Here is a 22800-nt window from a genome sequence, read left to right as displayed (position 1 = left end):
CTTTTCTGGTGCCTGCCGGGCTTCTGGGTGCTGCTGGGCTTCTGGGTGCCTGCCGGGCTTCTGGGTGCTGCTGGGCGCTAGCGCGCCATGATGAGGCTCATCGCCTCGGCGCGGGTCGCCGGGTCGTGCAGCTGGCCGCGCACGGCCGAGGTGAGCGTCTTGGCCCCCGGCTTGCGCACCCCGCGCATGGTCATGCACATGTGCTCGCACTCGACCACCACGATCACGCCGCGCGGCTCCAGGATCTGCATCAGGGAGTCGGCTATCTGCGTGGTCAGCCGCTCCTGGACCTGCGGGCGGCGGGCGAAGACATCGACCAGCCGGGCCAGCTTGGACAGCCCGGTGATCTTGCCGTCGTTGGACGGGATGTAGCCGACGTGGGCGACACCCACGAAAGGCACCAGGTGGTGCTCGCACGAGGACATCACCTCGATGTCCTTCACCAGCACCATCTCGTCGTGGCCCAGGTCGAAGGTCGTGGTCAGGACCTCCTCGGGCTTCTGCCACAGCCCCGCGAATATCTCCCGGTACGCACGGGCCACCCGCCCCGGCGTCTCCCGCAGCCCCTCCCGGTCCGGGTCCTCGCCGACGGCGATGAGCAGCTCCCGGACCGCCTGCTCGGCGCGCTTCTCGTCGAAGACGCCGACGGGGCCCTGGCCGTCCAGCGAAATGGGGTCGGTCATGGAGCTGCCTCGTTCCTCATGCACACCGAAACCTGAAAACCTTTAAACGCGGATGCCGCTAAACGCGGATGCCGCGCCCCCCAGGCTAGAACCTGGGGGACGCGGCATTCATTCCGGGCCGGTATAGGCCGCTAGGGGCCGATACGGACCGCGGGTCAGCTCTCGGGTCCGGCCTCTTCCGGGCGCTCCGCGCTGTCCTCGGGGGCGGTGGCCTTCGCGAGGCCGGCCGCCGAGGTGGGCTGGGCGCCGTTGGCCGGGGCCAGCTCCTTGGGGGAGAGCACCGGCGGGCGGGTCGAGGGCGTACGCCGCGAGGAGCCGGTCCAGGCCGGGCGCGCCGGGCGCTTGACGATCGGGGCGAAGATCTCGGCGATCTGCTCCTTGTTCAGCGTCTCCTTCTCCAGCAGCGCCAGGACCAGGTTGTCCAGGACGTCGCGGTTCTCGACGAGGATCTCCCACGCTTCGTTGTGCGCGGCCTCGATGAGCTTCTTGACCTCCTCGTCGACCAGCGCGGCGACCTCTTCGGAGTAGTCGCGCTGGTGAGCCATCTCACGGCCCAGGAACGGCTCGGAGTTGTCGGAGCCGAACTTGATCGCGCCCAGCCGCTCGGTCATGCCGTACTGCGTGACCATCGCGCGGGCCGTGGCCGTCGCCTTCTCGATGTCGTTGGACGCACCCGTGGTCGGGTCGTGGAAGACGAGCTCCTCCGCGGCGCGGCCGCCCATCATGTAGGCGAGCTGGTCGAGCATCTCGTTGCGCGTGGTCGAGTACTTGTCCTCGTCCGGCAGGACCATGGTGTAGCCCAGGGCCCGGCCGCGGGAGAGGATGGTGACCTTGTGCACCGGGTCGCTGTTCGGAGAGGCCGCCGCGACCAGGGCGTGACCGCCCTCGTGGTACGCGGTGATCTTCTTCTCCTTCTCGCTCATGATCCGGGTCCGCTTCTGCGGGCCGGCCACGACGCGGTCGATCGCCTCATCCAGGAAGTGGTTGTCGATCAGCTTCTTGTCGCTGCGGGCCGTCAGCAGCGCGGCCTCGTTCAGCACGTTGGACAGATCGGCACCGGTGAACCCGGGGGTGCGGCGGGCGACGGCGGAGAGGTCGACGTCCGGCGCGACCGGCTTGCCCTTCTGGTGGACCTTGAGGATCTCCAGACGGCCCTGCATGTCCGGGCGGTCGACGGCGATCTGCCGGTCGAAGCGGCCCGGGCGCAGCAGCGCCGGGTCCAGGATGTCGGGCCGGTTGGTGGCGGCGATCAGGATGACGCCGCCCTTCACGTCGAAGCCGTCCATCTCGACCAGCAGCTGGTTCAGCGTCTGCTCACGCTCGTCGTGACCGCCGCCCATGCCGGCGCCGCGGTGGCGGCCGACGGCGTCGATCTCGTCGACGAAGACGATCGCCGGGGCGTTCGCCTTGGCCTGCTCGAACAGGTCGCGGACGCGGGAAGCACCCACACCCACGAACATCTCGACGAAGTCGGAGCCGGAGATCGAGTAGAAGGGAACACCGGCCTCGCCCGCGACGGCGCGCGCGAGCAGCGTCTTGCCGGTGCCGGGCGGGCCGTACAGCAGCACGCCCTTGGGGATCTTGGCGCCCACGGCCTGGAACTTCGCCGGCTCCTGGAGGAACTCCTTGATCTCGTGGAGCTCCTCGACCGCCTCGTCCGCCCCGGCCACGTCCGAGAACGTCGTCTTCGGGGTGTCCTTGGTGATCAGCTTGGCCTTCGACTTGCCGAAGTTCATCACCCGGGAGCCGCCGCCCTGCATCTGATTCATCAGGAACAGGAAGACCACGACGATCAGCACGAACGGGAGCAGCGACAGCAGGATCCCGACGAACGGGTTCTGCTTCGAGGTCGAGACGTTGTACCCGTCCGGGATCCCGCCCTGCTTCTGGGCATTGGCCTGCAAGGTCCGGGCGATGTCGAGGCCCTGGTCACCGATGTAGGTGGCCTGGAGCTTGTCGCTGCCCGAGATCTTGGCGACGTTGTCCTTGAGCTTGATCTTGATCTTGTGCTCGTCGCCGGTCGTCAGCTCGGCGGACTGGACCTGGTTCCTGTTGATCGCCTTGACGACCTGGCTGGTGTCCACCGACTTGTAGCCGCCGGACGAGCCGACGACCTGCATCAACACGACCACGGCGAGGACGGCCAGCACGATCCACATGACCGGCCCACGGAAGTAGCGCTTCACGTCCATCCATACGGGGCGGAATCGCCCCGTCCCTCCTGCCACAGTGAGGCACGGCAGCCCTGGAGGGGCGCCTGTGCGTGCGGTGTATTGCGGTGTATTTGCGGTGTATGAGCTGTGTAATCCTCAGTCTCAAAAAAGACTGACCTTCGGACGGTACCCCAGCATTGTCACCCGACGCCGCCGTGGACTGTTAACAAATCCGCCTTCCCCTGCTCCAACGGCGGGAAACCGCGCCAGGTTCCCAAGCACCCCGGAAGGGGCTCAGCCGCCGTACACGTGGGGGGCGAGCGTGCCGACGAAGCGCAGGTTGCGGTACTTCTCGGCGTAGTCGAGGCCATAGCCGACGACGAACTCGTTGGGGATGTCGAATCCGACCCATTTCACGTCGATGGCGACCTTGGCCGCCTCCGGCTTGCGCAGCAGGGTGCAGACGTTCAGCGAGGCGGGCTCACGCGAGCCCAGGTTGGACAGCAGCCACGACAAGGTCAGGCCGGAGTCGATGATGTCCTCGACGATCAGGACGTGCTTGCCCTTGATGTCGGTGTCCAGGTCCTTGAGGATGCGCACCACGCCGGAGGACTGGGTGCCCGCGCCGTACGAGGACACGGCCATCCAGTCCATGGTGACCGGGGTGGACAGGGCGCGTGCCAGGTCCGCCATGACCATCACCGCGCCCTTGAGGACTCCGATGATCAGCAGGTCCTTGTCCGCGTACTCCGCGTCGATCTTGGCGGCCAGCTCGGCCAGCTTCGCGTTGATCTCTTCCTCGGTGATAAGGACCGACTTCAGGTCGGTGCCCATGTCCTTGTCGTCCACCCGCGCCACTCTCGTTAGGGTTACCGGCTTCACTGGCTGGGCGGGTCAGCCCTGCCGGATGACCAGTCTGCCACCCTCCCGGCGGACCTCAACGCGGCCCGGGAGGTTGAGGGCCCGCTGACCGCGCCAACCGGTGATCAGCCGGTCCACCTCTTCGATGTGGCGGGCGAAGAGCGAGCCGGCGGGGGCGCCCGCGGCGATCGCGGCGCGGCGCAGCACCCGGCGGCGGACGGCGGGGGGCAGCGCGTGCAGCCCGACGGCGTCGAGCTCGACGGCGTCGGGTTCGGTGAGGGTCTCGCCGCCGGCCGGGGCGGCACCGGCGGGCCGCACATCGGTGCGCACCTCCGCCTCCGCCCGGGCGGCCCAGGCGTCGAGGGCGTCGGCGTCGTCACGCGAGAGCTGGGCAGTGCGGGCGAGCGCCTCGACGACGCCCTTGCCGAGGGCCTTCTCCAGGATGGGCAGCGCCTCGTGGCGGACCCGGGAGCGGGTGTAGGCCGGGTCCACGTTGTGCGGGTCGTCCCATACGGGCAGCGACTGGGCCAGGCACGCCCGGCGGACGGTCTGCCGGTCGAGCCGCAGGAAGGGGCGGCGGTAGCGGCCGCCCGCCCCGGAGACCTGGGCCATGCCGGACAGCGAACGGATGCCGGAGCCGCGGGCCAGCCCCAGCAGGACCGTCTCGGCCTGGTCGTCGCGGGTGTGGCCGAGCAGCACGGCGACCGCGCCATGGCGCTCGGCGGCGGCGTCGAGGGCGGCGTAGCGCGCGTCACGGGCGGCGGCCTCGGGGCCGCCGTCCCGGCCGACGGACACGGCGATGGACTCGACCGGCTCCAGCCCGAGCAGCCGCAGCCGCTCGGCGACCTCGGCGGCGCGCACCTCGGAGCCGTCCTGCAGGCCGTGGTCGACGGTGACCCCTCCGGCGCGCACCCCGAGCTTGGGGGCTTCGAAGGCGAGGGCGGAGGCGAGCGCCATGGAGTCGGCGCCGCCGGAGCAGGCGACGAGCACCAGCCGCGCGGCACCGCCGGCGGGGACCGAGGTGGGGGCCGGGGCGGGGGGCGGGGCGGGGGGCGGGGCGGGGGCCGGGGCGGGCTGCGAGGTCGGGACGGTCGGGAAGTCGACGAGTACGTCATGGAGGACGCGGCGGACCGCCAGGCGTATCGCGGCGACCGCTGGATGGGGACCCATGTCCGTTTCCCATCTGTCGTTCGAGGGGGTGCCTCGGGGCCGTTACGAGGATTTCGTCACGCTGAGTTCGTCACCCTGAGTTCGTCACGCAGAGTATGTCGATGGTGACAGAAGCGAGCTGTTCCCCGAGCATCGCACGCCTACCCGTCGCTCACGGTCCCTCGGACGAGTGATTAAGAGGGGCATGTACTACGGCTCCGTACTACGGCTCCGTCCTGCGGTGCACCCGCGCGACCCAGTCCGCGGGTTTGCTGATCTCCGCCTTGGTCGGAAGCGTGTTCGGAGAGGTCCAGACGCGGTTGAAACCGTCCATCCCGACCTGGTCCACGACGGACCGCACAAACCGCTCCCCGTCCCGGTACTGCCGCAGCTTGGCGTCGAGCCCCAGCAGCTTGCGCAGCGCCTGGTCCAGCCGGCCCGCGCCGCTGGCCCGGCGCTTCTGGAACTTCTCGCGGATCTCCGCGACGGACGGCACGACCTCGGGCCCCACGCCGTCCATCACATAGTCCGCGTGCCCCTCCAGCAGCGACATCACGGCCGTCAGCCGGCCGAGGATCTCCCTCTGGGCCGGGGTCTGCACCAGCTCGATGATGCTGGGCGTGCTGCCCTCCCGGTCGCCGTCCGACTCCGGGCGGCCGCCGCCCAGCGACTGCACGGCCTCGCGGAACCGCTCCAAGAGGGTGGCCGGGTCCACCTCGGTCTCGCCGAGGAAGGCCTGGATCTCGGACTCGATGTGGTCGCGCAGCCAGGGCACCGCGGTGAACTGCGTACGGTGCGTCTCCTCGTGCAGACACACCCACAGCCGGAAGTCGTGGGGGGCGACGTCCAGCTCGCGCTCGACGTGCACCACGTTGGGCGCCACCAGCAGCAGCCGCCCGCCGCCGGCGGAGGCGGGCAGCTCACGGCTCGGCGGCGCGAAGGTCTCGTACTGGCCGAGCACCCGGGAGGCCAGGAAGGACAGCAGCATCCCCAGCTCCACCCCGGTGACCTTGCCGCCGACCGCGCCGAGCACGGCGCCGCCCGGCAGCCCGCCGCGCCGCTCCTGCATCTTGCCCAGCAGCGGCTTGAGCACCTCACGGAAGCCCGCCACATTCGCCTTGATCCAGCCCGCGCGGTCCACGACGAGAACCGGGGTGTCCGAGTCCGGTCCGCCCGCCGGGGCCATTCGGGTGAACGCCCGGACATGCTCCTCCGAGGACTTGGCGTACCGGCGCAGCTCCGCGACGACGGCGCGCGCCTCGTCCCGGCTCACGTCGGGGCCCGGCCGCACCAGCCGGGTCGCGGTCGCGACCGCGAGGTTCCAGTCGACCATCTCCGCACCACCGATGCTCGTCATGGCTTCACGGTACGTGGCGCACGGTCCTTCCGGGAGGCGACGAGGGCATCAGCGGCAACCGCAGTTCGCGAGTGCGGACGCCATACGGTCCAGCGCGCGCTGTGCGCCCTGGGGGTCGGTGGTTTCGTTCGTCATGAACGCGAAGACCAGAAGGCGGCCGTCGGCGTCGACGACGGTGCCCGCGAGCGTGTTGACGCCCGTCAGGGTCCCGGTCTTCGCGCGGACCACACCGCGGCCGACCGCCTCCTGCGCATAGCGGCCGCGCAGCGTTCCGGTGAAGCCGGCCACCGGCAGGCCGGTGAGGACCGGGCGCAGCTCGGGGTGGTCGAGGTCGGCGGCGCGCACCAGGACCTGGGCGAGCAGGGCCGCGGTCACATGGTCGGCGCGGTCCAGGCCGCTGCCGTCGGCGATACGGGCGCCCGACAGCGGCAGCCGGAGCTTGTTCAGCCGGTCCATGACGGCCCGCCCCGCGCCGTCGAAGCTGGCGGGCTCGCCGGCGGCGACGGCGGTCTGCCGGGCGAGGGCCTCGGCGATGTCGTTGTCGCTGTTGGTCAGCGCCCGCTCGACCAGGGCGGACAGCGGCTGGGAGCGGACGGTGGCGAGCGGCCGCACCGTCTTCCCGGCCTCCACGGACCGTGGGTCGCCCTTCACGTCGATCCCGCGGTCGCGCAGCATCGAGGCGAACGTCTTCGCCGCGTCGGCGGCGGGGTCCTGGGAGCGGGGGGCCGGCCCGTGGTCGCTGTCGTCCAGGCGGCCCTCGTCGACCATGAGGGGGGTGACGGGCGAGATGTTCTCGTTGGGTCCGATCGGGTGCAGCACCGGGCCGGAGTAGAGCGAGGTGTCGTAGCCCAGCCGGACGCTCTCGGTGCCGCTCTTCTTGAGGGCGGAGGCGGTCTTGTCGGCCAGCTTGCGCAGACTGGCCGGGTCGCCGGAGCCCTTGGTGGCGCGGGCGGTGAGGGTGGGGTCGCCGCCGCCGACCAGCACGATGCGGCCGTTCTCCTCGACGTCGGCCTTGCCGTTCTTGCCGCTCTTGCCGCTGCCGTTCTTGTTCTCGCCCTCGCCCTTCTCGCCGCTCCCGCCGTCTCCGGGGACGACGACGGTGGTCTTGATGCGGTGGTCGGGTCCGAGGGCGGAGAGCGCGGCGACGCCGGTCGCCAGCTTGATGATCGAGGCGGGCACGGCCTGGGTGTCCGACTGCCTCCCGTACAGCTGCCGCCCGGTTGCCGCGTCCACGACGGACACCGCGCGCGGCTTGCCCAGCGCGCCGTCGTCCAGGAGCGGCTCCAGCGCGTCGGCCAGCCCCGCCCGGGTGGGCTGCGGGACCGCGTCGTCGCCGCTGTCCGGGGAGGGCGCGACGGCGGCCGTGCCCAGGGGGGCCAGCACCGGTGAGGCGCTGGGCGCGGACCGCGAGGAGCCACCGCCGTGACGCTCACCACCTGTGCCCGGACTCCCGGCGGCGCGGGCCCGCTCGGCCGTACGCTGCCCGGAGTCCCACGGCCCGGCCGCGAACACCGACGCGACCGCCACCACCAGGCCGACGACGGCGGAGATCGCCGACAGTCGCCACGTCAGCCGCTGCTCCACCGTGGCGCTCCGCCACCGGCCCGTGGCGCTCTGCCACCGGCTCTGCCACCACCTGACCTGCCATGATCTGGCTTCAGGCACGTCGGACCAGCCCCTTTCGCCACCACACACCTGCGTGGGGGACACTTAATCACCAGACGTATGTGTTGATCATGGAGGAGCCACCCGTGGAGTTCGACGTCACCATCGAGATCCCGAAGGGTTCGCGCAACAAGTACGAGGTGGACCACGAGACGGGGCGCATCCGTCTCGACCGTCGACTCTTCACTTCGACCAGCTACCCGGCTGACTACGGCTTTGTGGAGAACACCCTCGGCGAAGACGGCGACCCGCTGGACGCGCTGGTCATTCTGGACGAGCCGACCTTCCCGGGCTGCCTGATCAAGTGCCGTGCGATCGGCATGTTCCGGATGACGGACGAGGCGGGCGGCGACGACAAGCTGCTGTGCGTGCCCGCGTCCGACCCGCGGGTCGAGCACCTGCGTGATATTCACCACGTTTCGGAGTTCGACCGCCTGGAGATCCAGCACTTCTTCGAGGTCTACAAGGACCTGGAGCCGGGCAAGTCGGTCGAGGGGGCCAACTGGGTGGGCCGCGCCGAGGCCGAGGCCGAGGTCGAGGCGTCCGTGAAGCGCCTGGAGGCCGCGGGCGGCGCGCACTGAGCGTGTGCTGACCTCTCTTGATTTGCGCTGAGCCTTAAAGAGCCTTAAGAGCTTTGACTGGCATTGAGGGCTTTGGCAAAGGGCGGGCCGGTTTTCCGGGCCCGCCCTTTGTGTTTCGTCTTGCCGCTTCGTCGCTTTCGTCTTGCCGCGCCGGGCCTCAGAAGCCGCGGGTGCGCTTGGCGGCGCGGCGGCCCGTGGCCTCGGTCTCGGGCCGCGGGGCCTTCAGGAACAGGCGCGCGGCCTCGTTGCCCAGGTTCACCCCGATGGCGATGGCCAGGGCCAGCGCCGCCGCCTGGGTGAGGTGGGTGACACCGCGGTCCAGATTGCCCTGGGCCAGCGCGAGCAGACCGAAGTACGTGGCGCTACCGGGCAGCAGCGGCCCGATGGCGGCCGTGACGTACGGCAGCGCGGACGCGTAGCGATAGCGGGACAGCAACTGGCCGAAGAGCCCCACCAGCCCGGCGGCGACGGTCGTGGCGGCGACCGCGGGGACGCCCGCGGTGTTGTGCAGCGCGCCGTAGACGACCCAGGCCACCCCGCCGTTGAGGGTCGCGAACAGCACGGTGTGACGTTCCTGCTGGAGCAGGATGGAGAAGGTCAGCGCGAGCAGCATGGCCGCGATGATCTGCGTCACCGGCCGGTCGACCTGCCGCAGCGCCGCCTCCGGGTTGAGCTTCGCGTCCAGCTGGAGGCCCCCGTACAACACGGTCAGCACGCCGCACACGATCCCGACGATCAGATAGCCGACCTCCAGGAGCCGGGCCGCGGCGGTGATGTAATAGCCGGTCAGCCCGTCCTGGACGCCCGCCACCAGCGCCCGCCCGGGGATCAGCGCGAACAGCCCGCCGGTGATCACCGCGGACGCCTGGAGCCCCACCCCGGCCAGGCTGAGCGCGACGCCCATCGCTGCGGGCGGCATCGCCGCGGCCACGAACTGGTAGAACTCCGGCAGCCCGCGCCCCGAGGCCAGCCAGGCCAGCCGGTCGCCGAGCATCGCGCCGACCGCCGCCGCGAAGAAGACCGGCCAGTCGCCGCCGACCAGCATGCTCGCCGCGCCGGCCAGCGCGCCGCCGGCCACGGTGAGCGCCCATCCGGGGTAGGGGTGGCGGTTACGGCGGATCTCGGCGAGGCGGCGGTAGGCCTCCTCCAGGGTGAAGTCGTCGCTGGAGGTGATGTCGTCGACCAGGCGGAAGACGGCGGACAGCCGGGTGTAGTCGGTGCCCCGGCGGCGTACGGTCCGGCTGGCGGTGACCGGGTCGTCGACGAGCGAGGGCTGGTAGCTGACCGAGAGCAGAGTGAAGGTGACGGTCGGCTCGCAGCGGTCGAGCCCGTACGCGTGCGCCACGCCGAACATCGCCGCTTCGACGTCCTCGGCCCCCTCCCCGCCCGCGAGCAGCAGCTCGCCGATGCGCAGAATCAGGTCCAGCACGCGCGGCACGGCGGGCCCGGCCTCGTCCTGCCGCTCCTGGCGCTCGGGGGCCGGGCGCTCGCTGATCGGCATGCGCAGCATGGTGCGCATGCGGTCCTGCCAGGGGCCTTCCTTGGTGAGCTGGACGACGGGGATGCCATTGGGCGGGGTGAACGCCGGGAAGTTCGCGGCCTGGGCGGCCTGCGAGCCGGTCTTGACCCCGGCGGGCGGTACGAAGGCCGAGCCCTCGGCGTCGGTGGCGGGCTCGGGGGCCAGCCCGTCGGGGATGGCGAACTCGGAGGTGGGGTGGTCGTCCTCGGGCACGGGCGGCAGTGGCATGCCGAGCGGCGGCGTGAAGGCGCTGTGCGCCTCGTCCGACTGCGGCTTGCGGCTTCCCGCCGCCTCCGCTTCCGGCACGCTCGCACCGCGCTGACCGCGCTGTCGTTCGGACCCCACGTCGCTTCGCTCCTCACCCGCCTCTGTGCCTGATGTACTCCGGCCACCATGCACCATGGCGGCCACCGAGCCCATTGTGCGGGTCGGTGGCCGCCATCCAAAGGGTGGGGCGGTGGGAGGAGAGGCTGTGGGGGGCGGTGGGGCGGTGGGCTGCTCGGCGTCAGCGCTTGGCGTGGCGGCCGCGCGACGCCGGGCCCGAGGGCTGCTGCGCCTGGTAGCGCGCCTCGGGGCCGGTGCCCGGCCCGGCCGGGCCCGCCGCGGGGCCCTGGGCGCCGGCCGGCTCAGCCGGGCCCGACGCGGCCTCCTTCTTGGCCTTGCCGCGGGCACGGAGGAACTCGATGGCGATCGGGATCACCGACAGCAGCACGATCCCGATCAGGATCATCTCGATGTGCTCGTGGACGAAGTCGACCTTCCCCAGGCTGGCCCCGAGCAGGGTGACCCCCGCGCCCCACAGCACGCCGCCGATGATGTTGAAGGTGATGAAGGAGCGGTAGTTCATCCGGCTCACGCCCGCGATGATCGGCGTGAACGTGCGCACGATGGGCACGAAGCGGGCCAGGATCAGCGACTTGGGCCCGTACTTCTCGAAGAACTCGTGGGCCTTCTCCACGTTCTCCTGCTTGAAGAACTTGGAGTCCGGACGGCGGAAGAGCGCGGGGCCGACCTTCCGGCCGAAGAGATACCCGACCTGGTCACCGACGATCGCGGCGGCGACGATGGCGATGCAGACCAGCCACAGGTCCTGCTTGATCGCGTCCGTGGCGACCAGCAGGCCGGTGGTGAACAGCAGCGCGTCACCCGGCAGGAAGAAGCCGATGAGCAGGCCGGACTCCGCGAAGACGATCGCCAGGACGCCGAGCAGGCCGAAGGTGTTGATCAGGTAGTCGGGGTCCAGCCAGCTGGGGCCGAGCGCGAGAGTGGTCACGGGTGACAGGCTCCTGGGTCGAGGGGTGCAGGCTCGTGCGAGGCCCGGCCGCAGGGTGGGGGCGGACAGGGTGAGGTCTTCATAGTGTGCCGCCCAAAACTATCAACGCCGTGTGCGTGCCCTCGGTTCCCTCTGATGGTTCCGCCGACCGGGGCGGCGCCCCTGCCGCCCCGGCCGTACGGATCTCGACGTTCAGGCCATGCTCAGGCCATTACGCTCAGGCCATGCGGTCGGCGTTGGCGAGGATCGCCTCCCGGATGTACGCGGCGAGACCGGGCCTGACCGCCTCGTACGTGGCGGTGAAGCGCTCGTCCGCCACATACATCTCGGCGAGCCCCCTGTGGATCTCGTAGCCGCAGTCGTAGGAGAAGCGGCAGATGTGCTGCCGGTGCTCCTCGGCGAGGTCCATGGCCTCCGCGGACCGCGCCTCGACCCCGGACTCCATCAGCGCGGCGAGCCGGGCGTTGATGTCGTCCGCCTCCGCCTTGATCCGCAGCCAGTCGTCCTTGGTGTACGTGGCGGCCTTGCGCTGCGACTCCCGGTACGCCTCGGTGCCGCCCCAGCGTTGCTCGGCCTCCTCGGCGTAGTCGTCCGGGTCGAAGTTCCCGCCGAAGATCTCGAACTTCTCCTCCGGCGTGAGGTTGATGCCCATCTTCCGTGCCTCCATGGCGTGTTCGACGGCGGCGGCCATCTTCCGGAGCCTTTCGATCCGTTCGGTCAGCACGTCGTGCTGACGCCGCAGGTGCTCGTGCGGATCCGCGTCCGGGTCGTCCAGCAGGACCGCCACTTCGTCGAGCGGAAAGCCGAGCTCCCGGTAGAAGAGGATCTGCTGTAGCCGGTCGAGGTCGGCGTCGTCGTAACGCCGGTGCCCGGCCCGGCTGCGGGCGCTCGGGCTCAGCAGCCCGATCTCGTCGTAGTGGTGCAGGGTGCGCACCGTGACCCCGGCGAAGCCCGCCACCTGCCCCACGGAGTAGCTCATGGCCTGTCCGCTCCTTCCTCGGTACGCGCTCCACGGTGCGTCCTCACGTGGCGTGAGGTGCAAGTCCGGATCCCGGAACTCGCCGGGAGGCGTCCGGGGCGCCTGGCATCCTGCCTGCTGTGCTGGGGATAACCGATCTTTCGACGTATCTGGCGGGTCTCGCCCTGATCATCCTGCTGCCGGGGCCGAACTCGCTGTATGTGGTCTCCGTCGCCGCCCGCAGCGGCGCGCGGACCGGCTACCGGGCGGCGCTGGGCGTGGTGTGCGGGGACACGGTGCTGATGGTGCTGTCGGCGGGCGGGGTGGCCTCGCTGCTGCAGACGAGCCCGACGCTCTTCGCCGTGGTGAAGTTCACCGGCGCCGGCTATCTGAGCTGGCTGGCGGTGGGCATGCTGCGCGGGGCGGTGCGGCTGTGGCGCACGCGGGGCTCGCGCGGCGCGGAGGGCTCAGGCGGACCGGCGGCGGCCGGGGCCGAGGCTGGGGCCGGGGGCGCAAAGGCGGCGGAGCCGCCGTATCGCAAGGCGCTGGTGATCAGCCTGCTGAACCCGAAGGCGATTCTGTTCTTCGTCTCCTTCTTTGTGCAGTTCGTTGACCCGGACTACGCCCACCCGGTGCTGTCCTTTGTGGCGCTGGGCGCCTGGGTGCAGTTGTTCAGCCTCACCTATCTGTCGGTGCTGATCTTCAGTGGCGCGCATCTGGCTGCGGCCTTCCGGCGTCGGAAGCGGCTGACCGCCGGGCTGTCGGCGGCGGCGGGCGCGGCGTTTCTGGGGTTCGCGGTGAAGCTGTCGCTGAGCAGCGCGGGGTAGCGGCGCGGGGCACGGCGGGGGCACAACGGGGGCGTGACGGGGGCACAGCGGGGGCGTGACGGGGGACCGGCGCGGACCGGCGCGGGAACGGGATATTCGACTGATATACCCGTATTGTCGCCATGGTCAGCCGACGGCTCTCACACGACTGAGGGGATTGGGCGGCCCATGACGCTCCACACGGGCAGGCACGGCAAGCCGGACGAGGACAGGCGGCGGCGCTCTGTCGCCGTCAACCCCTTCTACGGGGCGGCCGACCCCGTCGGCGGCATGGCCGACGAGGTGCCACGCAACCGGCTGCCCGAGGACCCGATGACGCCCGCCACCGCCTATCAGCTCGTACACGACGAGCTGATGCTGGACGTCAACGCCCGGCTCAACCTCGCCACCTTCGTCACGACCTGGATGGAGCCGCAGGCGGACCAGGTGCTGTTCGAGTGCCGCGACAAGAACATGATCGACAAGGACGAGTACCCGCGCACCGCCGAGCTGGAGCGGCGCTGCGTCGCGATCCTGGCCGATCTGTGGCACGCCCCCGCCCCCGACTCGGTCATGGGCTGTTCCACCACCGGTTCGAGCGAGGCGTGCATGCTCGCCGGAATGGCCTTCAAGCGCCGCTGGACCAAGCGCAATCCGGTGCGCTATCCGACGGCGGCCCGGCCCAACCTGGTCATGGGAGTCAACGTCCAGGTGTGCTGGGACAAGTTCTGCAATTTCTGGGAGGTCGAGGCGCGCCAGGTGCCCATGGAGGGCGACCGGTTCCACCTCGACCCCCAGGCGGCCGCGGACCTGTGCGACGAGAACACCATCGGGGTCGTCACCGTCCTCGGGTCCACGTTCGACGGCTCGTACGAACCCGTCGCGGAGGTTTGCGCGGCGCTCGACGACCTACAGGGGCGCACCGGACTGGACATCCCGGTCCATGTGGACGGCGCGTCGGGCGCGATGGTGGCCCCCTTCCTCGATACGGACCTGGTGTGGGACTTCCGGCTGCCCCGGGTCGCCTCCATCAACACCTCCGGGCACAAGTACGGCCTGGTCTACCCCGGCGTGGGCTGGGTGCTGTGGCGCACGGCCGAGAGCCTCCCCGAGGAGCTCGTCTTCCGAGTCAACTATCTGGGCGGCGAAATGCCGACCTTCGCGCTGACCTTCTCCCGGCCCGGCTCCCAGGTGGCCGCCCAGTACTACACCTTTCTGCGACTGGGGCGGGAGGGCTACCGCGCGGTGCAGCAGACCACGCGGGACGTGGCGCGCTCGCTCGCGGAGCGGATCGAGGCGCTGGGCGACTTCAGGCTGCTGACGCGCGGGGACGAACTGCCGGTCTTCGCCTTCACCACGGCCGACAGCGTGCAGAACTTCGATGTGTTCGATGTGTCGCGGCGGCTGCGCGAGCACAACTGGCTGGTGCCCGCCTACACCTTCCCGCCGAACCGGCAGGACCTGTCCGTACTGCGGGTGGTGTGCCGCAACGGCTTCTCGATGGACCTCTCGGACCTCTTCCTGGAGGACCTGGAGACGCTGCTGCCCGAACTGCGGAGCCAGCCGCACCCGCTGGGCCGGCCCGAGCACCTGGCCACGGCCTTCCACCACTGAGCCGACCCGGGTCCGGGGCTCGGCCGTCAGCCGGTCCGGGGCGCGGCCGTCAGCCTGTCTGCGAGGCCTCCTGCAGTATCTCGGCCCTGCGTTGGACCGCCTCCAGGGCGCCGGGCCTGCGGCCGGGCACCCGTCCGCGCAGCGATATCAGGAAGGGGGCGAGGGAGCGGGCCCTGGCCGGGTCCTGGACGTACTGCCACTGGTGGTGGGCCCGGTCCACGGCCCCTTCGACCTCCGGGTGGTCAGCGGCCTCACCATTGCCCAGCCGGGCATCGGCCACCGACATCCACAGCTCGCAGGCGCGGGCGGGATCGTCGGCGAGCCGCGCGAGGTCGGCCCGTACCTCCATCCAGTGAATGGCCTCGCCGGAGTGCGGACCGGTCGAGCGGAGGGCCTCCTGCTCCCAGGCCGCCGCCATGGAGGCGGCCTCGCTGTGCCGCCCGGCGTGCGCGGCCTCGAAGATCGCGGCGTGCGGATCCGGCATGGGCGGCGGGGTCTGTTCCCGCGCGGCGGGCAACGGCGCGGGCGCCGGCACCCCCGGCAGGCGGTCCTGCGGGCGGGGCGTCGGGCCGGCCCACCCCGCCTCTCCCTCCCCCGCCGCCCTCGTCACGCCGTCCGCAACGCGCGTCACTAAGCCCTTTACCCCGGCGGCCTGGAGCTGGTGAGGGACGCCCGCAAGGGGGGCCGCCAGAGCGTCGGCCGCGACGGCGGACCCGTCGAACAGCAGCTCCGGGCCGCCGCCGAGACCCGCCTCGGCGACCGCCCGCTCGTGCAGCAACGCGAACGACACGCCCTCGGCCGCGCCCCTCAGAGCCGCGGCGAACGCCCGGCTGTAGAGCGGCGCCGCGGTCCGCCGCTTGGGCGGAACGGGCACGAGGGACCCGTAGAGGGTGAGCCCGGCCGCCAGCAGCCGCCCGGCCAGCACGGGGTCGGAAGACAGCCGCGGCCACGCCGTCTCGTCGGCCACCAGATCGACGAGCACCGTGGTGCCGGCCGACGGCCGCCGCGCGAGCTCGGCCGCCAGCCAGTGCCACGGCAGCGCGGTGTAGCGGGCGGTCCTCGGCGTCGTACGGGCCAGCGCGAAGTGCGGCAGCCGCTGCTTGGCGTCGAAGGTGAGCTGGCCCGCCAGATAGATCAGCACCGGCCCCTCGTGGGCGGCCGCGGTCCGCAGATGCGTCAGCACCGTCTGCGGGTCGGCCGGGTCCACCAGCTGTACGACGCTCGCCCCACCCGCGGTCCCCAGCAGCGCGGCGGGCGGTACGGCCGCGAGCTGGTGCAGTGCCCCGGACGCGTCCATCAGCCGCTGTCTGCCGCCCGGAGCGGCGGCGACGAGCAGGGCGTATCCAGCCCCGCCCGTCGCCCTCCCGCCCGTGTCCCCCCTGTCGTTCACCATGTCAGCACCGTATCCGGATCCGCCCACGACGGGTGATGGTGTGGCTCACGCGGCTTTCGGGCGTGTCTGGACTCGTTTCAGCGGCTGAGGCTCTTGTAACGGCCCACGGCCAAGGGGAAGAAGACCGCGAGCAGCGCCAGCGGCCGGCCGACGGCAAGCAGTTGGGCGTGGTCCCCAGGCCAGGAACCGCCGCCTTGGCCGGGGTGTCCGGCCGCCATGGCGAGGTGGATGCCGAGCCACAGCATGGCGAAGCGCAGCAGGAGCAGCAGCCCGACCGCGGCCACGTGGACAGGAGCCGTACGGAGGTGGTCTTGCCCTCGCCGTTGGGGCCCAGCAGGGCGTGGACCGTGCCGTACGGGACGGTCAGATCGAGCCCGGCGAGCGCCGGCCGGCCTCGGTGTCGTCCTCGCCGCTCGGAGGCGCGCATGGGCCGCCCTCGACGCCGGCCATGCTGTCCATCAGCACCTCCACTGAGCGCTTCCCCTCGCCCGCCATGACATACGCCCCGCCCTCGAGCCGCTCGATCAGCCCGCGCGTCCACTGCGCCCCGCTGTCGGCCGAGTGCACCCAGAGCTTCATGATCTCGCCGATGTGGCCCCATGCGTCGGGTGTGGCCTCCGGCGGCACCCAGTGCGCGGTGACCGCGGCCCGCCACTCCTCCAGGGCCGCGACCCGCTCCTTCAGCAGGGAGATCGCCTCGGCACGAGGAAGGTCGACGATAAAGCCGACCCCGGCCGTCAGCTCGTCGATCTTCTGGTCATGGCGCACCAGCGCCTCGCGGAGCAGCCGAAAGTACTCCTCCTCCCCCGCGTCGGTCAGCTCGTACTCGGTGCGCGGCGGGCCGCCGGCCGTGCTCGGCGCGACGTCGTGAGCGACCATCAGGCCTTGCTTGGCCATCTGTTTGAGCGCGTGGTAGATCGATCCGGGCTTGGCGTTGGACCACTCGTGGGCGCCCCAGAACTCCAGGTCGTTACGGACTTGGTAGCCATGGGCCCGCCCGTGCTGGCGCACCGCCCCCAGCACCAGCAGCCGGATCGCTGACATCGCCCGTCTTCTCTCCCTCTCGGACCCCTCCGAGAGCCCGCCGCTGTCCAGGCTCACACTTTCCCTTAGGGAACTGTAGTGATGCGCAGTGGTCGTCTGCCGGAGTCGTATATGAGTGCGTGGGTCGAATGCGTACCTTTCCTCAGAGCTGTCGTTGACCGGTTGACAGCAAACACGGACTGGGAAGGGGGGCCGGTGAGCCGGAAGCTGCCGCTCGGTGAGGGCGAGACGGCCCGCACCGCCTGTGTCCGTGGCCTGCTGCGTACCGGCGTGGTGGAGATAGACCGGCGAGGTGCTGTCGGCCGCCGTGCTGGCCGAGCGGGTGGGCTGGGCTGCGGATCTGGCCTCCGCCATGGCTGCCGGGCTGCTGGCCGCGCACTGGAGCCCCCGGACCCCGAAGAGTTCGGGGTGGCCCCGCGGCGTTCGGGGAGGACAGGACCTACGCCCGGAGGAACGTCAGGACCGCGAGGACGCGGCGGTGGGTGTCCTCGCCGGGGGGCAGGTCGAGCTTGCCCAGGATGTTGCCGATGTGCTTGCCCACCGCGGCCTCGGAGACGACCAACTCACGGGCGATGGCCGCGTTGGACTTGCCCTCGGCCACCAGGGCCAGCACCTCCCGCTCACGCGAGGTGAGGCGCTCCAGGGGGTCGCGCCGACGGCGGAACAGCTGGCGCACGACCTCCGGGTCGACGACCGTGCCGCCGTCCGCCACCCGGCACAGCACGTCCATGAACTCCTCGACCTGCCCGACCCGGTCCTTGAGCAGATAGCCCACCGCCGTGCCGTCGCCGGAGTCCAGCAGCTCGGTCGCGTACGTCCGCTGCACATACTGGCTCAGCACCAGAACCGGCAGCCCCGGCCGCTCCTTGCGCAGGGCGACCGCCGCCCGCAGCCCCTCGTCGCTCTGCCCCGGCGGCATCCGCACATCGGTGACCACCAGGTCCGGGGAGTGTTCGACGACCGCCGCCCGCAGCGCGGGAGCGTTGCCGACGGCCGCGGCGACCTCGTGCCCGAACCGGGCCAGCAGCCCCACCAGACCCTCACGCAGCAGCACACTGTCCTCGGCCAGGACTAGCCGAAGACTTCGATCGGCTCGCACGGTATCTCCACGCCCAGAATCGTCGGCCCGCCAGGCGGGCTGGAAAGCCACAGTGTCCCATCGAGCGCGGCCACCCGGTCGGACAGCCCGGTCAGCCCGCTGCCCCCCGCCCCGCCACCCGAGCCGACCCGCAGCAGGGCCGCACCGCCCACCCCGTCGTCCACGACGGACACGATCAGCGAGCCGTCCCGCACCTCGGCCCCGACCTCGGCCAGCGCCGCGCCGCTGTGCTTGGCGACATTGGCCAGCGCCTCGCAGACCACGAAGTACGCGGCCTTCTCTACCGGTTCGGGCAGCCGCCCCAGCCCCGGGGCATTCACCTGCACGGGGACCGGCGAACGGTCCGCGGCGTCCTCCAGCGCCGCCTCCAGGCCCCGGTCGGCCAACACCTGGGGGTGTATTCCGTGAATCAACTCCCTCAGCTCCGCCAGCACCTTGCCCGCCTCGTCATGCGCCTTGGCGAGCTGGTCGGCCAGTGGCCCCGGCGGGGCGTCCAGCCGCGCCAGGCCCAGCGCCATGGTGAGCGCCACCAGCCGCTGCTGGGCGCCGTCATGCAGATCCCGCTCTATGCGCCGGCGCTCCGCCTCGAAGGCGTGCACCAGCCGGGCCCGCGACCGGGCCACCTCCCCCAGCTCCTCGCGCAACTCGCCCTCGGGACCGACGAGAAGCAGATGGGCGAACGCGGCGCGCAGCCCTGCGAAGACGCCCAGACAGTAGAGGGCCACCGGGAACAGCATCGCTCCCGCGAGGGACCACGCGGACGCCTCGGGATAGGAGGTGACGGCCCAGTACTTGAGGACCTGGGCCTGGCCACCGCCGTCCAGGGCCAGCAGTATCGGAGTGGCCATCATCGCCAGGGGCGCCCCCAGCGCGCCCAGCAGGGCCAACGCGTCCGCCATCCACAGGCCGAATGCGAACAGCACCGTGTACGCCAGCTCGTACCAGGTCGTCCGCTCCTGATACCGCACGCGCGCCCATGCGAGGAGCCCCGGCTCGTCCGGTGTGCGGTGCGGGCTGCGGGCCGGGCTGTTGTCCACCAGCCGCAGCCGGCGGCGCTCGACCGCGCCGACCGGCACCCCGGCCAGCCCCAGCGCGGCCAGCACCGCCAGCCCGATGACGAGGATCGTCAGCACCCCGCCGACGAGGGCGAAGACGACGATGCCGAGCAGCGCGAGCAGCCCGACGGGCGCACTGCTCATCAGATACAGCACCGCGCGCCAGGGCCAGGCGGAACGCAGATAGCCGGGCTGATACAGCGCCTGCCGGACATTTCGTGTGGACATGCGAGAACGGTACGACCCGGCAACCCCTCGCCACAGTCGGTCCAGTAGGCGTCTTGAGGGTATGGCTGGCCATACCCCGCAACTATGCCCAGTGGTCGTGAACGGGCGGGCCCGGGCCGGTTGTCTGGAAGGCATGACACGAACTGACCTGGACACCGCGGCGGTCCGGCTCTCGCGGGTGAGCCGGCGCTATGACTCCGGCTCCGGCGCGGGCGAGGTGACGGCGCTCGACGACGTCAGCCTCTCCTTTCCCGTGGGGAGCTTCACCGCGGTCATGGGCCCCTCCGGCTCCGGCAAGTCCACGCTTCTACAGTGCGCGGCTGGCCTGGACCGGCCCGACTCCGGCTCGGTGTCGATCGGCGGCACCCCGCTGGAGGGGCTGAGCCAGACCCGGCTGACGCGGCTGCGCCGGGAGCGGATCGGCTTCGTCTTCCAGTCCTTCAATCTGCTGCCTTCGCTGACCGCCGCGCAGAACGTGGCTCTGCCGCTGCGGCTGGCCGGCCGCGCTCCCGCGCGCGCGGAGATACAGGGGGCGCTGGCCCGGGTGGGGCTGGCGGACCGGGCCGGCCACCGGCCCAGCCAGCTGTCCGGCGGCCAGCAGCAGCGCGTGGCGCTCGCCCGCGCCCTGATCACGCGGCCCCAGGTGCTGTTCGGAGACGAGCCGACCGGCGCCCTGGACTCCGCCACCAGCCGCGATGTCCTGCGGCTGCTCCGGGAGCTGGTCGACGCCGAGCGGCAGACCGTCGTCATGGTCACCCATGACCCGGTGGCCGCCTCGTATGCCGACCGGGTGGTCTTCCTCGTCGACGGGCGGGTGAGCGGAGAGCTCCAGCGGCCGACCGCCGAGCAGGTGTCCGCCCGGATGACGCGGCTGGAGACGGTCCCGTGCTGAGGATGACGCTCGGCGGTCTGCGGACCCGATGGACCACGCTCGTCGGCACGTTTGTCGCGCTGGGCCTCGGGGTCGCGCTGATCGCCACCATGTGCCTGGCCCTGGCCTCCACGCTGGACGCCCCCCGGCGGGGCCCGGAGCGGTTCGCCGCCGCGCCGGTGGTGGTGCGCGGCGCCGACACCCTCACCGTCCCCGTACGGCGCGGACCGGACACCGAGCAGGTGTCGGCGCCGCTGGCCCACCCCCGCCCGGTGCCACCCGGGCTGGTGACACGGCTCGGGCGGCTGGGCCCCGTGACGCCGGACCGGACCTTCCCCGTGCGCTCGGCCGCGCTCCCCCAGGGCACCGTCGGCCATCCCTGGTCCGCGGCGGCCTTCACTCCGTACCGGCTGACCGCCGGGCGGGCGCCGGAGAGGGCCGGGGAGGTGGTCGTCGCGGGTGGCGGGGTGAAGGTCGGCGACCGGATCGGCGTGGGGACCGCTTCGGAGTACCGAACCCGCGTCGTGGTGGGCACGGTCCCCCGGTCGGCCTTCGAGAGCGCGGTGTTCTTGACCGACGACGAGGCCGCCCGCCTCTCGCCCCGGATCGACGCGTTGGTGGTGCGCGCTCCCGCCGCCGACGTGCGCGAGGCGGTGGCGGGCACGGCCGGGGTGCGGGTCCTCACGGGCGCGGACCGGCGGCGGGCCGACCCCGACCCGGACCGCGACAGCCGGGCCCTGCTCACGGTCAACGCGTTGCTCGGCACCGCGGCCGGGGTGACGGGTTTCGTCTCCGTCTTCGTGGTCGCCTCCACCTTCGCCTTCGCGGTGGCCCAGCGGCGCCGGGAGTTCGGTCTGCTGCGCATGGCCGGGGCCACCCCCGGTCAGCTCAGACGGGTGGTCCTCGCGGAGGCCGCGGCGGTGGGGGTGCTCGCCTCGGCCGCGGGCTGCGCGCTGGGGGCTTGGGGCGCGCCATGGCTCGCGCGCCGGCTGGTGGAGGGCGGGGTGGCCCCCGAGTGGTTCACCATCGCCGATCACTTCTGGCCGCTTCCCGTGGCCTTCTCGACCGGCCTGCTGGTGGCGCTCGCGGGGGTGTGGGCCGCGGCGCGGCGCGCGGGGCGGGTCGAGCCGGCCGAGGCGCTGCGCGAGGCCGCCGTGGACAGCCGGACCATGCCGCTCACCCGTCGGCTGCTGGGCGCCGGGCTGCTGCTGGCCGGGGTGGCGACGCTGGGGTGGACACTGGCCGACGACCCGGGAGAGCTGCTCAAGCGGAAGACCTACACCACCGAACCCATGGTGCTGATCACCGCGGTCGGCCTGCTGGCGCCCCTGCTGGTACGGCCGGTGGTGCGGGCGCTGGGCCATCTGCCGGCCCGGCTGCCCGGCGCGACAGGGATCCTGGCCCGGGAGGGCGCCTCAACCGGGGTGCGGCGGACCGCGTCCGTCGCCGCGCCGGTGCTGATCACGGTCGCGCTCACCGGATCCCTCCTGGGCGCGGCCGCGACGGTGAGCCAGGCGAAGGCGGCCGAGCTGCGCGCCCAGACCCGCGCCGACTTCGTGGTCACCGCGGGGGCGGGCTCCGGGGGCCTGAGCGCGGGCGCGGTGCGGCGCGTGTCCGACGTCCCTGGAGCGCTGACGTCCGCGTCCGCGACCACCGCCGTGTTCACCCGTGACGGCGACTCTGCGCTGGTCGGATCGGCGGCGCGGGCGGTGGATCCGGCGCGGCTCGCGGCCGTCGGGCGGCTGCCCGTGGCCTCCGGCTCTGTCCGTGACCTGGACGACCGGGGCATCGTGGTGAACGAGGAGTGGGAGCGGCCCACGGTCGGCCGCCGGGTCACCGTCTGGCTGGGCGACGGCCGGAAGGCGACGCTGCGGATCGTCGCCGTCCTGCGGACCGGCACCGGTGACAACGGCGCGTATGTCACCTGGCGGAACGCGCGCGGCGCCGCCGTGGACCGGATCGAGGTGCGGCTGCGGCCCGGGGCCGATGCGGCACGCGTCGCCAAGGGGTTGCGGGCCGCGGTGCGGTCCGAGGGCGGGCGGGTGCTCACCCGGGACGCCTGGGTGGCGGCCGTCCATCCCCGGACGAGCCCACAGACCCGGCTGGGCCTGCTGGTGGTGGTCGGCATCGCCCTGGTCTACGCGGGCATAGCGCTCGCCGGCACGCTGGTCATGGCCACCTCCGACCGAATACCCGAGCTGAGGGCGCTGCGGCTGGCCGGTGCCACCACCTTCCAGGTGCTGCGCGCCGTGGCGGCGGAGGCGGTGCTGACCGTGGCCGTGGGCGCGCTGCTCGGGGCGGCGGTGGCCGGGGTCCAACTGCTCGGCCTGTGGGGTGCGCTGGGGCGGCTGTCGGTGCCGGCCGCGCTCGCGGTGCCCTGGGACGCGGTGGGCGCGGCGGTGGCCGCCTGCGCTCTGCTGGCGGTGGTCTCCTCCGTTCTGCCCGCCTGGTGTGCGCTGCGGCCCCGGCTCACCTCTCGGCGGTGAGCCGG

At 72.0% G+C, this 22800-nt stretch carries 18 protein-coding genes and 1 pseudogene; 5 read left to right on the top strand and 14 right to left on the bottom strand.

Going from position 1 to position 22800, the window contains the following annotated elements:
• Positions 1-77: 77 nt before the first annotated feature.
• From folE to dacB, 6 genes are all read right to left on the bottom strand, one after another.
• The gene (folE, locus tag ACWY4P_RS28245) at positions 78-683 is read right to left on the bottom strand and encodes a GTP cyclohydrolase I FolE (RefSeq protein ID WP_456203142.1); all 606 of its coding nucleotides are present in this window, start codon (positions 681-683) and stop codon (positions 78-80) included.
• Positions 684-838: 155 nt separating this feature from the next.
• Positions 839-2875 carry an ATP-dependent zinc metalloprotease FtsH gene (gene ftsH, locus ACWY4P_RS28240; protein WP_456203141.1) on the bottom strand — a complete coding sequence of 679 codons (2037 nt, stop codon included), beginning with the start codon at positions 2873-2875 and terminating at the stop codon, positions 839-841.
• Positions 2876-3130: 255 nt separating this feature from the next.
• On the bottom strand, positions 3131-3670 hold the full coding sequence (gene hpt / locus ACWY4P_RS28235; protein WP_456213078.1) for a hypoxanthine phosphoribosyltransferase: 540 nt from the start codon (positions 3668-3670) through the stop codon (positions 3131-3133).
• Between the two features lie 60 nt (positions 3671-3730).
• Positions 3731-4867, bottom strand: coding sequence for a tRNA lysidine(34) synthetase TilS (gene tilS, locus ACWY4P_RS28230; protein WP_456203140.1), 1137 nt, complete (start codon positions 4865-4867; stop codon positions 3731-3733).
• Between the two features lie 202 nt (positions 4868-5069).
• Entirely contained in the window at positions 5070-6203 is a 1134-nt protein-coding gene (locus tag ACWY4P_RS28225; RefSeq protein ID WP_456203139.1) for a zinc-dependent metalloprotease, read from the bottom strand.
• Positions 6204-6251: 48 nt separating this feature from the next.
• Entirely contained in the window at positions 6252-7868 is a 1617-nt protein-coding gene (gene dacB, locus ACWY4P_RS28220; RefSeq protein WP_456203138.1) for a D-alanyl-D-alanine carboxypeptidase/D-alanyl-D-alanine endopeptidase, read from the bottom strand.
• An 86-nt stretch (positions 7869-7954) separates the two neighbouring features.
• On the opposite strand from dacB, the gene ACWY4P_RS28215 reads away from it, so the two are divergent.
• Positions 7955-8449, top strand: a complete 495-nt coding sequence (locus ACWY4P_RS28215; protein WP_014178498.1) for an inorganic diphosphatase — start codon at positions 7955-7957, stop codon at positions 8447-8449.
• Between the two features lie 157 nt (positions 8450-8606).
• On the opposite strand, the gene ACWY4P_RS28210 is transcribed toward ACWY4P_RS28215, so the two are convergent.
• The 3 genes from ACWY4P_RS28210 to ACWY4P_RS28200 form a co-directional block, all read right to left on the bottom strand.
• A complete protein-coding gene (locus tag ACWY4P_RS28210) occupies positions 8607-10313 on the bottom strand; it encodes a threonine/serine exporter family protein (RefSeq protein WP_456203137.1) in 1707 nt (568 codons plus the stop codon).
• Between the two features lie 160 nt (positions 10314-10473).
• A complete protein-coding gene (locus ACWY4P_RS28205) occupies positions 10474-11241 on the bottom strand; it encodes a DedA family protein (protein WP_456203136.1) in 768 nt (255 codons plus the stop codon).
• A 217-nt stretch (positions 11242-11458) separates the two neighbouring features.
• Entirely contained in the window at positions 11459-12220 is a 762-nt protein-coding gene (locus ACWY4P_RS28200) for a MerR family transcriptional regulator (RefSeq protein ID WP_456203135.1), read from the bottom strand.
• Positions 12221-12339: 119 nt separating this feature from the next.
• Between ACWY4P_RS28200 and leuE the strand changes: the two genes are divergently transcribed.
• Entirely contained in the window at positions 12340-13026 is a 687-nt protein-coding gene (leuE, locus tag ACWY4P_RS28195; protein ID WP_456203134.1) for a leucine efflux protein LeuE, read from the top strand.
• A 168-nt stretch (positions 13027-13194) separates the two neighbouring features.
• The gene (locus ACWY4P_RS28190; RefSeq protein ID WP_456203133.1) at positions 13195-14619 is read left to right on the top strand and encodes a glutamate decarboxylase; all 1425 of its coding nucleotides are present in this window, start codon (positions 13195-13197) and stop codon (positions 14617-14619) included.
• Between the two features lie 49 nt (positions 14620-14668).
• Here ACWY4P_RS28190 and ACWY4P_RS28185 read toward each other — a convergent pair whose 3' ends face one another.
• The 5 genes and pseudogenes from ACWY4P_RS28185 to ACWY4P_RS28165 form a co-directional block, all read right to left on the bottom strand.
• Entirely contained in the window at positions 14669-16012 is a 1344-nt protein-coding gene (locus ACWY4P_RS28185) for a hypothetical protein (RefSeq protein ID WP_456203132.1), read from the bottom strand.
• 77 nt (positions 16013-16089) lie between these two features.
• A pseudogene (locus tag ACWY4P_RS28180) lies at positions 16090-16296 on the bottom strand (ABC transporter permease); the annotation flags it as partial.
• A gap of 79 nt (positions 16297-16375) precedes the next feature.
• Positions 16376-17056 carry a PadR family transcriptional regulator gene (locus ACWY4P_RS28175; protein WP_456203131.1) on the bottom strand — a complete coding sequence of 227 codons (681 nt, stop codon included), beginning with the start codon at positions 17054-17056 and terminating at the stop codon, positions 16376-16378.
• Between the two features lie 439 nt (positions 17057-17495).
• Positions 17496-18155: a LuxR C-terminal-related transcriptional regulator gene (locus tag ACWY4P_RS28170; RefSeq protein WP_456203130.1), complete on the bottom strand. Its 660-nt coding sequence runs from the start codon at positions 18153-18155 to the stop codon at positions 17496-17498.
• Positions 18128-19438, bottom strand: coding sequence for a sensor histidine kinase (locus tag ACWY4P_RS28165; protein ID WP_456203129.1), 1311 nt, complete (start codon positions 19436-19438; stop codon positions 18128-18130). Before ACWY4P_RS28165 ends, ACWY4P_RS28170 begins: the two co-directional genes overlap by 28 nt.
• A gap of 133 nt (positions 19439-19571) precedes the next feature.
• On the opposite strand from ACWY4P_RS28165, the gene ACWY4P_RS28160 reads away from it, so the two are divergent.
• Both ACWY4P_RS28160 and ACWY4P_RS28155 read left to right on the top strand, forming a co-directional pair.
• Positions 19572-20330, top strand: a complete 759-nt coding sequence (locus tag ACWY4P_RS28160) for an ABC transporter ATP-binding protein (RefSeq protein ID WP_456203128.1) — start codon at positions 19572-19574, stop codon at positions 20328-20330.
• A complete protein-coding gene (locus ACWY4P_RS28155; RefSeq protein WP_456203127.1) occupies positions 20324-22795 on the top strand; it encodes an ABC transporter permease in 2472 nt (823 codons plus the stop codon). Before ACWY4P_RS28160 ends, ACWY4P_RS28155 begins: the two co-directional genes overlap by 7 nt.
• Positions 22796-22800 lie beyond the last annotated feature (5 nt).

Source organism: Streptomyces sp. LZ34, assembly GCF_053890475.1.
The sequence above is the reverse complement of the archived record's forward strand: the minus strand, read 5'-3'. Positions and strand labels throughout refer to the sequence as shown.